Here is a 12968-nt window from a genome sequence, read left to right on the forward strand (position 1 = left end):
CGTGTCCGGCATCCGTCTCCCGCACGGGGAAGGGGAGGCCGCGTCCGACCATGCGATCAGGGGCGCGTGCCTCCGCGTCCGCGATGCCGCACGGGCTTTCCGCGGGGCCGTGTCCTGCCCTATCTGCTGGCGCCGGTGACGGGCCGCAGAGCCCGCAGCCGCAACAACCCCGGAGGATCCCCCATGCCGTCCCGCCTCGCGCCGGCCCTCGCCGGCCTCGTCCTGCTCGCGTCCGGCGCCCTGGCCCAGCCGATCCGCAACGCCCCGCCGCCGCGGGCCCTCGAGACCGCCGCCTACATCTTCGCCGCCGCCAACGTCTGCGGCTACCGGATCGGGGTGTCGTCCTTCGAGGCGCTGCTCGGGCGCTACAACGTGACGATCGAGGACGTGCGCCCGCCGCGCGGCCCCTTCGGCGTGCGGGTCCAGACGATGTTCACGCTGATGTCGAACCAGATGATGGCGAACCGCGACGAATCCTGCCGGATCGTGGCGGGCGAGTACGGACCGGAGGGCAGCGTCGAGAAGGGCATCCTGCTGCCGGCCGCCGTCGAGGCCCCCGGGCCGGCGCCGCAGGGCGCGCCGGGTGCCGCACCGAAGATCGTGCAGTAGAGGATCACTCCCCGCCGAGGAGCCGGGTCAGGGCGGGCGAGAGCCCGGCGCTGCGGCTCGGCGGGGGCGGCGGGCCGGCCGGGGCCGCGAGCGCGGCCAGCACCATCCGGGCGCCCGCCTCCACGGAGCAGATCACCGGCACCGGCACGTCGGGCTGGATGCGGGCCGCGAGCCCGGCGAGTGCGGCTCCGCCGAGCACCACCACGTCGGCGCCGTCCTCCTGCGCGCAGGTGCGGCAGGCGGCGGCGAGCCGGCTCAGGGCCGCGTCGGGATCGCGGGCGATCTCGCCCCCGGTCGGCGCGATGGTGCGGATGCCGGCGAGCCGCCCCGCCAGCCCCTGCGCGGCGGCGAATTCCTCCAGCATCGGCTTCCAGAGCGCGCCGCCCGTGACCACGCCGACCCGGCGTCCGCGCAGGCAGGCGAGGTGGAGCGCCCCCTCGGCCATGCCGACCACCGGAACGGGGGAGACCTCCTTGAGGGCGAGGAGACCGGGATCGCCGAAACAGGCGAGGTAGACCGCGTCGCAGCCCGCGACGTGCTCGGCCAGGGCGTCGAGCGCCGCATGGGCCGCAATGGCGCTGGCGGCGCGGCTGGCGATGTAGGCGGCGCCGAAGCGGCCGGTGACCGCCACCACCTCGGCCGGGAGGAGCCGGCGCACATGCGCGGCGGCCTGCTCGGTCACCGCCGCGGTGGTGTTGGGGTTGATGAGCAGGATGCGCATGCTCCCTCCCCCGGGGCGGGGCCGCTGCCGCTCGGCCGCTACTTCTCGACGAAGGCCTTCTCGATCACGTAGTGACCGGCCTCGCCGTGGTTGCCCTCGACGTAGCCGAGGCCCGAGAGCAGGTCGCGCGTGTCGCGGATCATGTCGGGGCTGCCGCAGAGCATGAAGCGGTCGGTCTCGATCGCCATCGGCGGCAGGCCGATATCCTCGAACAGCTTGCCGGAGGTCATCAGGTCGGTGATGCGGCCGCGGTTGCGGAACGGCTCGCGGGTCACGGTCGGGTAGTAGACCAGCTGGTCGCGGACCATCTCGCCGATCAGCTCGTGGTTCGGCAGGTCCTGCGTGATCGTCTCGCCGTAGGCGAGTTCCGAGATCTGGCGGCAGCCGTGGACGAGGACGACCTTCTCGAAGCGCTCGTAGGTCTCCGGGTCCTTGATGATGGCCAGGAAGGGCGCGAGCCCGGTGCCGGTGCCGAGCAGGTAGAGGTGGCGGCCCGGCATCAGGTTGTCGAGGACGAGGGTCCCGGTCGCCTTGCGGCTGACGATGATCGGGTCGCCGACCTTGAGGTGCTGCAGCTTGGAGGTGAGCGGGCCGTTCGGCACCTTGATGGAGAAGAACTCCAGTTCGTCCTCGTAGTTGGCCGAGACCACGCTGTAGGCGCGCAGCAGCGGCTTGCCGTCCGTCTTCAGCCCGATCATCGTGAACTCGCCGTTGCGGAAGCGGAACGACGGATCGCGGGTCGTGCGGAAGCTGAAGAGCGTGTCGGTCCAATGGTGGACGGAGAGCACACGCTCCTCGTTGAAGTTGCTCATCGGGCGGGTTCCTGCCTCAGCGGAGTCCTGGATGATGACGATTCCGAGCGGTCATCTCGCACCTGCGGCATCGTCGTCAAGGTGGGGCGGCACCGACCCGCCCCGAGCCTGCCGCATGGCCGATCCGGGAAGTGCGCGGCCTCACGCCGGCGCCGGAGGCGGTGACGCGCGGGCCGCGAGCGCCACCCAGGCCTCGCCCTCCAGCACCACCCGGTCCCCGACCGCGCATTCGCAGAACAGCCGGGCGCGGCGGCGGGCGCGGACGAGTTCCACCACCTCGACGCGGGCCACCAGCGCGTCGCCGGGCGCCACCGGACCGAGGAACTGCAGGTTCTGCGACAGATAGACCGCGCCCGGCCCCGGCAGCCGCGTGCCCAGCAGCGTGGCGACGAGGCTCGCGGCCACGAGTCCGTGGGCCACGCTCGGCCCGAAACCCTCCGCGACCGGGCCGGCCGCCGCGCTCATGGCGCCCATCGCGCCGCTGCCGATGGCGGTGCCGCCGATGGCGGTGCCGCCGATGGCGGCCACGAGGCCGGCGACGTCGCGGTCCACCACGCGCGTCAGGCACGCATCCTGCCCGACCGCAAGATCCTCGAAGGCGAGGGCGGCCGCGGCGGGGATGCCATCCGTCGATCCCGGCATGGGCGGCGCTCCCTCTCTGACCTGCGGTCGAGACGGAAAGGTAGTGCGCGCCCTCCGCCCGCAGCCATTCGACTTTCGATGCGGGGCGCCTCTGCGCCGGACGTAGGGGAGGCGGCGCGCGCCTTCGCGATTAACGGCTTTGCAACGGGGCGCGTCTAACACTTGCGATCAGAAGCACCGACCGGTGTTTCCACTCATCATCTCTGCGGGCCATGGCGCGCGCCGAATGCGTCGCGCCCGCGAACGGAGCCGGAAAGATGGCCCTTGACCTCGGCATGCCGATCCTCGTGGTGGACGACTACCAGACGATGGTCCGCATCATCCGCAACCTCCTCAAGCAGCTCGGCTTCGAGGATGTCGACGACGCCTCCGACGGCACCGGTGCCCTCGCGAAGCTGAAGCAGAAGAAGTACGGCCTCGTGATCTCCGACTGGAACATGGAGCCGATGACGGGCTACGAGCTGCTGCGCCACGTGCGGGCGGACGATGCGCTGCGCACCACGCCGTTCATCATGGTGACGGCCGAGTCGAAGACCGAGAACGTGATCGCCGCCAAGAAGGCCGGCGTGAACAACTACACCGTCAAGCCCTTCAACGCCCAGACCCTGAAGACCAAGATCGAAGCGGTCTGCGGCGCCTGAGGATGCCCCGCCCCGGCGGTTCGCGGCCCGGTCCTCCGGGATCGGCCGCGCCGCGACCGGGTCCGGACGCTGCCCTTCTGCCCCGTCACCCCTCAGCGCGGCTGTTCCAGATGTTCACGCGACAGAGAGCCGGCGTGAGCCCGGCTGCGGCCGCCGCCGCACCCGCCCCCCGCGGCGGAGCCTCCACGGCGAGCCTGGTCAGCGACCTCGTGGAGATCGCCGAGTACATCAAGCGCCTCAAGGCGGCGATCGCCCACCTGCGGGCGAACGAGCTGCGCAACGACCGCCTGCCGATGGCGCATGACGAGCTCGGCAGCGTCGTCACCGCCACCGCGAGCGCCACCAACCGGATCATGGAGGTCGCCGAGGGCATCCTGGCGATCGAGGACGACACGCTGGCGGGCTACCGCGCGAAGGTCGAGGCGGAGGTCTTCCAGATCTTCGAGGCCTGCGCCTTCCAGGACATCACCGGCCAGCGCATCGCCAAGGTGGTGGACGCCCTGGGGCAGGTCGAGACCCGGCTGTCGCACTTCGCCACCGTGGTGAACGTGCGCGACGGCGAGATGGACCAGGAGGAGGCCCGCACGCGGGCGCGGCGCGAGACGCTCCTGCTGAACGGCCCCCAGCTCAAGGGGCCGGAAACCCCGCAGGACGCCATCGACGCCCTGTTCTCCTGATCACCAGCGCAGCACCTCGACCACCGCGTCCGGGTGCACGGGCTGGGCCTCCAGCCAGTGCGCGATCTCGCCGAGCGGCTCGCCGGCGTGGCAGCCCAGCTCCTCGGCGTGGATGCCCCGCGCCACCAGCACTGAGGCGACGCCGAAGCCGTGCGCCCCCGCGACGTCGGTGCGGATCGCGTCGCCGATGGCGAGCACCCGGTCGGGTGCGGCGGGGGACAGCCCGTCGAGCGCCGCCGCGGCCTCGACCGCCGCCTCGTAGACCGGCCGGTGCGGCTTGCCCGCGTAGATCACCGTGCCGCCCATCGCCTCGTAGAGGCTGGCGATCGCCCCCGCGCAGGGGATCAGCCGCGCCCCGCGCTCCACCACGAGATCGGGATTGGCGCAGATCATCGGCAGGCCGCGCTCGCGCAGCGGCGCGAGCCGCGACCGGTAATCCTCCGCCGTCTCCACCTCGTCGTCGAACAGGCCCGTGCAGACGATCTGCGCGGCCTCCTCGGGCGGCACGCGGCGCGCGGGCAATCCCTCGAAGATCGGCAGGTCGCGCTCGGGGCCGAGATGGTAGAGCGGCGCATCCGCCTTGGCGGCGATGAGCGCGCGGGTGAGGTCGCCCGAGGTCACGATGGCGTCGTAGGCCGAGCGCGGCAGGCCGAACCCGTCGAGCTGGACCTGCACCGAGGCGCCGGGGCGCGGCGCGTTCGAGACCAGCACCACCCGGCGCGGGCGCTCGCCCGGCAGGGCACGGAAGCGCGTGAGGGCGTCGCCCGCCGCGGCGTGGGCGCGCTCGCCGTCGTGCAGCACGCCCCAGACGTCGCACAGGATGACGTCGAAGCGGGACGCCATCTCGGCGATCCCGCCGAGAACCGGCACCTCGCCCGGCTTCGGCTTCACCCGCGTCTGTGCCATGCCTCGCATCCCTTCGTTGCTGCGCCGCAACATGCCCGGCCGAACCTCGAGTTAGGGGCCGGGCGGGCGAAACGCAACGGGCGGACGATGCTTCTCCTCTGGGCCGGCGCGTGGTTCCGATCCGACGCCGGCCCCCGCCCGCGCGGTCCATAACGGGTGGAACGCGAACCTCTCCGGGCTATTCTGAAGGACCCTGGGGAGATCTGCGGTATGGCGAAGCTCGTCTTCGGAATGAACCAATCGCTGGACGGCTACGTCGACCATATGGCGTTCGGGCCGAGCCCCAGGCTCTTCCGCCACTTCATCGAGGAGGCCCGGGGGCAGGCGGGCAGCGTGTACGGCCGCCGCATGTACGAGATCATGCGTTACTGGGACGACGATCATCCTGAATGGGGTGCGGAGGAATGCGCCTTCGCGGCGGCGTGGCGAAACCAACCGAAATGGGTCGTCTCGCGTTCATTGCGATCGGTCGGCCCGAACGCCGGATTCATCGATGGTAATCTTGAGGGCGCCATCCGCGCACTGAAGACTGAGCGCGCCGGAGAGATCGAGATCGCCGGCCCGACCTTGGCCCGAAGCCTGACCGAGCTTGGCCTCATCGACGAGTACCGCATTTACCTCCACCCCGTCGTGCTGGGTCGCGGCACACCCTATTTCGCCGGGCCTCGCCCGCCGCTCCGCCTCATGGCTCACGACCGCATCGACGAGGACGTGATCAGGCTGACCTACGTTCCTGCGTGATGCTGCGGCACGCGCTCGGAGCCGAAGCGATGAGGCAAGATCCGTTCGGGATGGGTCTCTGCCCTTCGCGGAGATGGGTCTACAGGGCAGGGATGCGCCACCTGCGGGCCTTCCGCCGCCAGCAACCGACCTGTACCGCTTCGCGTCAGCGCCAGGACGACATCGATCGTGACGCGCGATTCAGGGCTCAGGACCATCTGAACGGGTCAGAAGCGCGCGGTGAGGAACAGCCTCACGTTGCGGCCCGGCAGCAGGATCTCGTCCTTCTTGAACGAGGCCGAGTTGCGGATCTCGTCGTCCAGCAGGTTGCGCCCCTGCAGGCCGAACGTGATCTCGCTCGCGCCATAAACCGCCGGATCGACGAGCTTCGTGTAGCTGATCTCGGCGCGCAGGTCCGTCCAGCCGGGCGTGATCGTCTCAAGGGGCGCTGTCTCGGTTTGCGCAAAGGCATGCAGGACGTTCACCCGCGCGAACCAGCCATCCGCCCGCAGGAACAGGCCACCGCCGACACGGTGAGGAGGGATCCTCGGGACGTAGCTGCCGTCGTCGAACTGCGCGCGCACGAAATCGTACTGCGCATCCAGGCCGATGAAGCCGTTGCCGATCGGGATCAGATCAAGCTGCGCCGCGATCTCCGCACCGTAGAACGTGGCGTTCCGTTGGGTGTAGACGATCTGGCGAAGCTCGTCCTCGCTCCCACAGGTGCTGAACGTGTCGCCGCAGAAGATGCCGGTCTCGCGCTTGTAGATGAAGCCGGTGTAGCGGGTGTAGTAGCCGGTGGCATCGAACCGGAACGGCCCCACGGCCCGGCGGAGGCTCGCCTCGACCGTACGGGCACGCTCCAGTTTCAGGTTCGGATCGCCGATCTCGAACGTCGCCGTGGCCTCATGGGGACCGCGGGAGAACAGCTCCAGCGCGAAGGGTGCCCGCTCGACGTACTGCCCGTTCAGGCTCGCGACGAAGTCGTACGGCAGATCCTGGAGCGCGCCGACGCTGACGCTCTTCGGAGTGAACTCGCGACGCCGGGAATATTCCAGTGGATCTTCCGCTCCGGGCAGGAAGTCGCCCGGAAACTGCGTCGCCGTGCCGGCCACGCGCGCGCTCTCCAGCCGTCCGGCGGCCTGGAGCCGCAGGCCGTTGCCCACGGCCAGTTCCTCGAACAGGTAGACGGCCCGGCTCTGCGTGTTGCTCGGGGCGATCAGGCCCTCGCCCTCGCCGGTTGCACTGAGCGCGCGCGCGTCCGCCTGGAAGCCGAGAGCGCCCGTGAGGGTGCCGAGCGTCGTGAAGACGGGAACGTGCTGCAACTCGACCCGTCCCTCGACCTGCCTGTTCCGGAAGGTCGAGCCGATGCTGGCCAGGCCCTGCTCGTCGTTGCCGATCTCGTTGTGCCGGTAGGTCGAGCCGCCGAGCCAGAACCGGACGACCTCGACGGGTCCTTCGAGCGGCCGGAACTCGCCGCGCGCCTGCAGCCTGTCCTGGGTCGGATCCAGCCGCACGCGCCGCTCGGCCGACTCGCCGCCCGGGACTTGGTAGAGCGCGTCGTAGTGGCTGAACGCGAGGCCGACGAAGCCACGGTCGCCGATGATCGACATGCCCACCGCACCGCCCTGTGACTCGTTGGCGGAGTTGGCCTGAATGCCCAAGGGAGTGTTGTAGCTGTCGGCCGCCGTCCTGAAGCCGTCGGCATGGAAGGCGACGTTGCCGGCGCCGGCATCGACCGAGGCTGCGCCGAAGCGGCCGTTGTCGACCGAGGAGTAGCCCGTGGTGACCTGGCCGCCATAGCCGCTGACCGGGATGAAGGTCGGGATCCGGTTGTTCTCGGCCGAGACCACGCCACCGATGGCCTGGGAGCCGTAGCGCAGCGCAGCCGGCCCGCGGATCACCTCAACCCGATCGTAGACGAGGGGGTTGATGGGGACGGCGTGGTCCTCGCTGAGATCCGAGACGTCCTGCACGCCGACGCCGTTCTCCTGGATGCGCACGCGCGCGTTGTCCAGGCCGCGGATGATCGGGCGCGATGCGGCACCCGGAGCGAAGGTCGAGGCCGAGAGACCCGGCTTGTCGAACAGCAGGTCGCCCAGCTGGCGTGGCTGCTCGCGGACGATCTCGCCGCGGTCGATCACGGTGACAGGGGAGAAGGTGCTGGTGACGACCGGCAGCACGCCGTAGGCGGTGCCGGAGCCCGGGGCGGCCGCCGGGCGAGCCGGCTGGATCGGGCTCGGGGAGGAGACGGTGATCTCGTCGAGCCTGATATCCTGAGCCTTCACCGCAGCCGGGGCGAGGAGGACCGGAGGCAGCGCGGTGCTGAGCGCCAGCATGCCCAAGCGGGTGGGGTACGGCATCGGGATCCCACAGGAACGTTATAATGTTGCATACCGTGCATGCCGGGAGCGCGGTGGCAAGCGGCTGAACCGCCCATGGTTGTGAAGCTTGGGCGCTGTAACGCTGTTACAACAGGCGCGCCGCGGACCATGCGTAGTGGCGTGCCGATCAAGCCGACGAGGCTGGCGCGGCGAATGTCACGCCCAAGGTCGTCGCGATGTGCGGTCCCGGGCCGCTACCGGCGCGAGCCCGACGTACACTCGCCTTCCAGCTCGATCGCGGGTTTGCGCGCCGCGAAGTCGACCGGGGCTGCGGCGTTGTCCAACGCGCGATCGAGGCCCTCGCAGACGACCTCGTCGATTAGGCTGCAGCCTTGGCAGATCGGCGGGACGACGGTTTCGCTGGCCGGTCCCTGCTCGCACGCCACGTAGGCGCTCCTCCCCGGGACGCCCTCTCGGTCACCGAGGTCGCCTGCGCGCTCGACGCGCTCGACGACGAGGCCATCCGGGCGACCTGCGAGGGGGAGGGGCTGCGGCGCGGACGCCGAGGTCCGGTCATCGGGAAACGGCGGTGGCCTCACGACGCATCCTGGTGGTGCATGTGCCGGACGGCGGCGATCCTTCTTCGCCAAGGCGCGGTCACCTGAAGGGCAAGCCGTGAGACGACGACGTGACGGCGGGTGTCAGGGCATCCGGAGTCCGGAAGTCCCTTGCCACCGGACGGTCCTGACACGAACGGCAAAGGACTGCTCGGGGGCAGGCGAGCGCGGCGTAGAGGTCGGGATGGGGCGGGAGCGGACCCTCGCGACGCTGACGACATGGCGGACCCGGATCACCAGCCGGACAGGATCGCCATGCGGTCCACGTCGACCAGGCCCCGGTCGGTGATCTTGAGGTGCGGGATCACCGGCAGCGGCAGGAACGCGACCTGCAGGAAGGGCTCCGGCAGGGTGCAGCCGAGGGCGCGCGCCGCCTCGCGCAGCGGGTGGAGCGCGTCGCGCACCGCCTCGAACGGCAGGTCGCTCATCAGCCCGGCGATGGGCAGCGCCAGCTCCGCCAGAATCCGGCCGTCCGCCGCCACCACGAACCCGCCCTGGAGGGCGATGAGCCGGTTGACCGCGAGCGCCATGTCGGTGTCGTCCGCCCCCACGATGCAGAGGTTGTGGCTGTCGTGGCCCACCGAGGAGGCGATGGCGCCGCGCGTCAGGCCGAAGCCCTGGACGAAGCCGCGGCCGATCCCCGGCGCGCCGTGGCGGGCCACCACCGCGACCTTGACCACGTCCTGCGCGAGGTCGCAGTCCGATCGACCGTCCCGGGCCGGCAGGACGAGGCGGCGGTGCTCGGTGATGATCCGCCCCGGCACGACGCCGATCACCGGGGTCTCGGCGCCCGTGCCGGCCGGCACGGCGAAATCTGCGGCCGTGACGGGCGCGGCCTTGACGCTGCCGCGCCCTGGCGCCGGGGTGCGGGGCCTCTCGGCGAACAGCGCGTCCTCGACCGGGCGCCCGCCCGCGATCACCCGGGCCACCGCGCAGGCGGCGAGGTCGTCGAGGAGCACGATGTCGGCCCGGCGCCCGGGGGCGATCATGCCGCGGTCGGTGAGGCCGAAGGCCGAGGCCGCCGAGAGCGAGGCGGCGCGGTAGGCCGCGAGCGGCGGCACGCCGAGGCGGATCGCCGTGCGGATGAGGTGGTCGAGGTGGCCCTCCTCGGCGATGTCGAGCGGGTTGCGGTCGTCGGTGCAGAAGGCGAGGAAGGGCGAGGTCGCCAGCGTCAGGAGCGGGGCGAGGGCGTGCAGGTCCTTCGAGACCGAGCCCTCGCGGATCAGCACCGTCATGCCCTTGCGGATCTTCTCCAGGGCCTCGGCGGCGGAGGTCGCCTCGTGGTCGGTGCGGATGCCCGCCGCCGCGTAGGCGTTGAGGCCCGCGCCCGACAGAAGCGGGGCGTGGCCGTCGACGTGGCGGCCCGCGAAGGCGGCGAGCTTGGCGAGGCAGCCCGGATCGGCCTGGACGACGCCCGGGAAGTTCATGAACTCGGCCAGCCCCAGGGAGCGGGGGTGGTCGCGGTAGGCCAGGAGGTCGGCCGCCTCGATGCGGGCGCCCGCGGTCTCCAGGTCGGTCGCCGGGACGCAGGAGGAGAGCTGCACCCGGATGTCCATGACCGTCTCGGCCGCGCAGGCGAGCGCGTAGTCGAAGGCTGCGGGTCCGAGCACGTTGGCGAGTTCGTGCGGGTCCCAGATCGCGGTCGTCACCCCGTGCGGCAGCACGCAGCGGTCGAACTCGTGCGGCGTGATGAGCGAGGATTCGATGTGCAGGTGGGTGTCGATGAAGCCCGGCACCGCCACGCGCCCCTCGGCCTCGATCACCCGCGCGCCCGCATAGGTGCCGTAGGTGCCCACGATGGTGTCGCCGCAGACCGCGATGTCGGTGGGCACGAGGTCGCCCGTGACGAGGTCGAGGAGCCGCGCCCCGCGGATCACCAGATCGGCCGGCGCGCGCCCGGCCCCTTGCGCGATCCGGCGGGCGATCTCGTCGGCGACGGGCGATGCGGGCATCCGGGACTCGGGCATGGGCGGGGCTCCTCGGCCGTTCGCGCCAGCTTGGCAGAGCGGCGGGAGCGGGGCCAGCCGGCGAAACGTGCCGCGGGCCGGCGGAATTCCGCGCGCCGCCTCACGCCTGCCGTTGTCTTGACTTTCAGGTGGCCGCAGGCCCCGCCACGCGCGGCGGGCGCCATGCGAGAGAGAGCATGTCCTGGGCCGTCACCTTCTCCTGGGTCGAGATCATCGGGTATCTGGGCACGGCGCTCACCATCACGGCGACGGCGATGAGCACGATGATCCCGCTGCGCATCGTGGCGCTGCTCGCCAGCATCGCGTCGATCAGCTACGGCATCCTGATCGGCAGCATGCCGGTGGTGCTCACCGAGGCGATCCAGATCCCGCTCAACGCGCTGCGCCTCTACCAGATGGTGCGGCTCGTGCGGGACGTGGAGAAGGCGGCCTCGGGCGACCTCTCGCTCGACTGGCTCAAGCCCTTCGGCACGTCGCGGCGCTTCACCGCCGGCGAGGTGCTGTTTCGCCAGGGCGATCCGGCCAACGAGATGTTCTACGTCGAGAGCGGGCGCTTCCGCATCGAGGAGCGCGGCATCGACATCAAGCCGGGCGACATCGTGGGCGAACTCGGGATGCTCTCGCCGGGGAACGTGCGCACCGCCTCCCTGGTCTGCGCGGAGGCCGGCGTCGCGCTCTGCGTGCCCTATGCCGAGGTCAAGCAGCTCTACTACCAGAACCCGGAATTCGGTTTCTACTTCCTGAAGCTGACGAGCGAACGCCTGTTCCAGAGCGCCGCCCACGCGCCCCGCGGCCAAGCCCCGCTGCCGGCCGGCACCGAGGTGGCGTGAGGAGGCGCGCGGGCCTGCTAGATCCTTGATTCTGCCGCATTTTCCGCGACGAACGGTCTCCCCTTCGTCGACCGATGCTCTAGATCACGCCGCGACGAGGTGGCGATGACGTCCGACTTCTCCCTGGATCCGCGGCTCTCCGGCGACACGATCGCGGTGGGCGACCTGCCGCTCTGCGCGGTGCTGCTGCTCGACGATTCCCGCTTTCCCTGGCTGGTGCTGGTGCCGCGCCGGCCCGCCCTGCGCGAGCTCACCGACCTTGCGCCGGACGAGGCCGGCCTGCTGATGCAGGAGATCCGCCTCGCGGTCGGCGTGATGCAGGACCTCGCGCGCGGCCCTGACAAGGTGAATGTCGGGGCGCTCGGCAACGTGGTCGAGCAGCTTCACGTCCACGTCGTCGGCCGCTTCCGCTCGGACCCGGCCTGGCCCGGCCCGGTCTGGGGCCACGGCACCCGCACGCCCTACCCGCCCCACGCCGCGGCCCAGATCGTCGAGCGCGCCCGGGCGCTGTTCGCCGCCGCCTGAGGAGATCCCGTGACTGCCGCCATCGACCGCCTCGGCTTTTCCCGCAGCCTGCTCGTCCGCCATTCCGCCGAGCGCACCGGCCCGACTCCGCAGCCCGGCGACGACCCGGCCTCGATCCTGCTGCTGTTCGCGGGCGAGATCCCGGTGCTGCGCCGCCTCCCCGAGGGGGCGAGCGCGCTGCTCGCCGCCGCCGACGCCGCGCGCGCGCCGGCGCCCGATCCGCTGCTGTTTCTCGGCCGCGTGGCGGAGCGCCCGGTCTTCGCCGCCGGACTGCCGCCCGAGGCTGGCGACCTCTATCGCGACGATCCCGCCTACCGGGTGATCGACCTGCGCAGCGTCGCGGTCGAGGGAGCGGTGCCGCCCGTGGAGATGGGCCTGCTGGCTACCGCGAAGTCACTGCTCTTCTGGCACGCCCGCCACGGCTTCTGCGCGAATTGCGGCGCGAAGACCGCGCTCTCCTGCGGCGGTTTCCGGCGCGACTGCGGCAGTTGCGGGGCGCAGCATTTCCCGCGCACGGATCCGGTGGTGATCATGCTCGTCACCCGCGGCGACCATTGCCTGCTCGGCCGCCAGTCGCGCTTCCCGCCGGGCGTCTATTCCTGCCTTGCGGGCTTCCTCGAACCCGGCGAGACCATCGAGGACGCGGTGCGCCGCGAGACGCTCGAGGAGGCGGGCGTGCGGACCGGCGCGGTGCGCTACCGGGCCTCCCAGCCCTGGCCGTTCCCGTCCTCGCTGATGATCGGCTGCGAGGCCGAGGCCCTCGACGCGGACCTCGTCCTCGACCGCGAGGAGCTGGAGGATGCGCGCTGGTTCCACCGCGACGAGGTGCGGCTGATGCTGGAGCGCACCCATCCGGATGGCCTCGCCACGCCGCCGCCGATGGCGATCGCCCACCTGCTGGTGCGCGGCTTCGTGGACGGGGCGGGGTCGGCCTAGACATCGAGCGGGCGACCGCCGGGGCGCTGCGGGCGGATCTC

General features: G+C 71.4%; 14 protein-coding genes. 7 read left to right on the forward strand and 7 right to left on the reverse strand.

Annotation, left to right across the window (positions count from 1 at the left end; translation table 11 throughout):
* Positions 1 to 183: 183 nt before the first annotated feature.
* Complete coding sequence (locus MFF61_RS08800) at positions 184 to 609, forward strand: hypothetical protein (RefSeq protein ID WP_238234714.1); 426 nt, start codon at positions 184 to 186, stop codon at positions 607 to 609.
* Between the two features lie 4 nt (positions 610 to 613).
* On the opposite strand, the gene MFF61_RS08805 is transcribed toward MFF61_RS08800, so the two are convergent.
* The 3 genes from MFF61_RS08805 to MFF61_RS08815 all read right to left on the reverse strand — a co-directional run bounded on the left by MFF61_RS08805 (position 614) and on the right by MFF61_RS08815 (position 2784).
* On the reverse strand, positions 614 to 1330 hold the full coding sequence (locus MFF61_RS08805) for an aspartate/glutamate racemase family protein (RefSeq protein WP_238234715.1): 717 nt from the start codon (positions 1328 to 1330) through the stop codon (positions 614 to 616).
* Between the two features lie 38 nt (positions 1331 to 1368).
* Complete coding sequence (locus MFF61_RS08810; RefSeq protein WP_238234716.1) at positions 1369 to 2142, reverse strand: ferredoxin--NADP reductase; 774 nt, start codon at positions 2140 to 2142, stop codon at positions 1369 to 1371.
* A 141-nt stretch (positions 2143 to 2283) separates the two neighbouring features.
* On the reverse strand, positions 2284 to 2784 hold the full coding sequence (locus MFF61_RS08815) for a MaoC/PaaZ C-terminal domain-containing protein (protein ID WP_238234717.1): 501 nt from the start codon (positions 2782 to 2784) through the stop codon (positions 2284 to 2286).
* 257 nt (positions 2785 to 3041) lie between these two features.
* Here MFF61_RS08815 and MFF61_RS08820 point away from each other — a divergent pair, with 257 nt between their 5' ends.
* Positions 3042 to 3425 carry a response regulator gene (locus tag MFF61_RS08820; protein WP_238234718.1) on the forward strand — a complete coding sequence of 128 codons (384 nt, stop codon included), beginning with the start codon at positions 3042 to 3044 and terminating at the stop codon, positions 3423 to 3425.
* A gap of 134 nt (positions 3426 to 3559) precedes the next feature.
* A complete protein-coding gene (locus tag MFF61_RS08825; RefSeq protein WP_238234719.1) occupies positions 3560 to 4102 on the forward strand; it encodes a protein phosphatase CheZ in 543 nt (180 codons plus the stop codon).
* Here MFF61_RS08825 and MFF61_RS08830 read toward each other — a convergent pair whose 3' ends face one another.
* Positions 4103 to 5008, reverse strand: a complete 906-nt coding sequence (locus MFF61_RS08830) for a TIGR01459 family HAD-type hydrolase (RefSeq protein ID WP_238234720.1) — start codon at positions 5006 to 5008, stop codon at positions 4103 to 4105. It lies immediately after the preceding gene.
* Positions 5009 to 5218: 210 nt separating this feature from the next.
* Here MFF61_RS08830 and MFF61_RS08835 point away from each other — a divergent pair, with 210 nt between their 5' ends.
* Complete coding sequence (locus MFF61_RS08835) at positions 5219 to 5749, forward strand: dihydrofolate reductase family protein (protein ID WP_238234721.1); 531 nt, start codon at positions 5219 to 5221, stop codon at positions 5747 to 5749.
* 206 nt (positions 5750 to 5955) lie between these two features.
* Here MFF61_RS08835 and MFF61_RS08840 read toward each other — a convergent pair whose 3' ends face one another.
* From MFF61_RS08840 to ade, 3 genes are all read right to left on the reverse strand, one after another.
* Complete coding sequence (locus tag MFF61_RS08840) at positions 5956 to 8091, reverse strand: TonB-dependent receptor (RefSeq protein ID WP_238234722.1); 2136 nt, start codon at positions 8089 to 8091, stop codon at positions 5956 to 5958.
* 215 nt (positions 8092 to 8306) lie between these two features.
* Complete coding sequence (locus tag MFF61_RS08845; protein WP_238234723.1) at positions 8307 to 8498, reverse strand: hypothetical protein; 192 nt, start codon at positions 8496 to 8498, stop codon at positions 8307 to 8309.
* Positions 8499 to 8902: 404 nt separating this feature from the next.
* On the reverse strand, positions 8903 to 10636 hold the full coding sequence (gene ade / locus MFF61_RS08850; RefSeq protein ID WP_373324659.1) for an adenine deaminase: 1734 nt from the start codon (positions 10634 to 10636) through the stop codon (positions 8903 to 8905).
* Positions 10637 to 10812: 176 nt separating this feature from the next.
* On the opposite strand from ade, the gene MFF61_RS08855 reads away from it, so the two are divergent.
* From MFF61_RS08855 to nudC, 3 genes are all read left to right on the forward strand, one after another.
* On the forward strand, positions 10813 to 11466 hold the full coding sequence (locus MFF61_RS08855) for a cyclic nucleotide-binding domain-containing protein (protein WP_238234724.1): 654 nt from the start codon (positions 10813 to 10815) through the stop codon (positions 11464 to 11466).
* A 105-nt stretch (positions 11467 to 11571) separates the two neighbouring features.
* A complete protein-coding gene (locus MFF61_RS08860; RefSeq protein WP_238234725.1) occupies positions 11572 to 11991 on the forward strand; it encodes an HIT domain-containing protein in 420 nt (139 codons plus the stop codon).
* Positions 11992 to 12000: 9 nt separating this feature from the next.
* Positions 12001 to 12927: an NAD(+) diphosphatase gene (gene nudC, locus MFF61_RS08865; RefSeq protein ID WP_238234726.1), complete on the forward strand. Its 927-nt coding sequence runs from the start codon at positions 12001 to 12003 to the stop codon at positions 12925 to 12927.
* The last annotated feature ends 41 nt before the right edge of the window (positions 12928 to 12968 follow it).

The sequence above is a fragment of the Methylobacterium isbiliense genome (assembly GCF_022179325.1).
Taxonomy (GTDB): domain Bacteria; phylum Pseudomonadota; class Alphaproteobacteria; order Rhizobiales; family Beijerinckiaceae; genus Methylobacterium; species Methylobacterium isbiliense.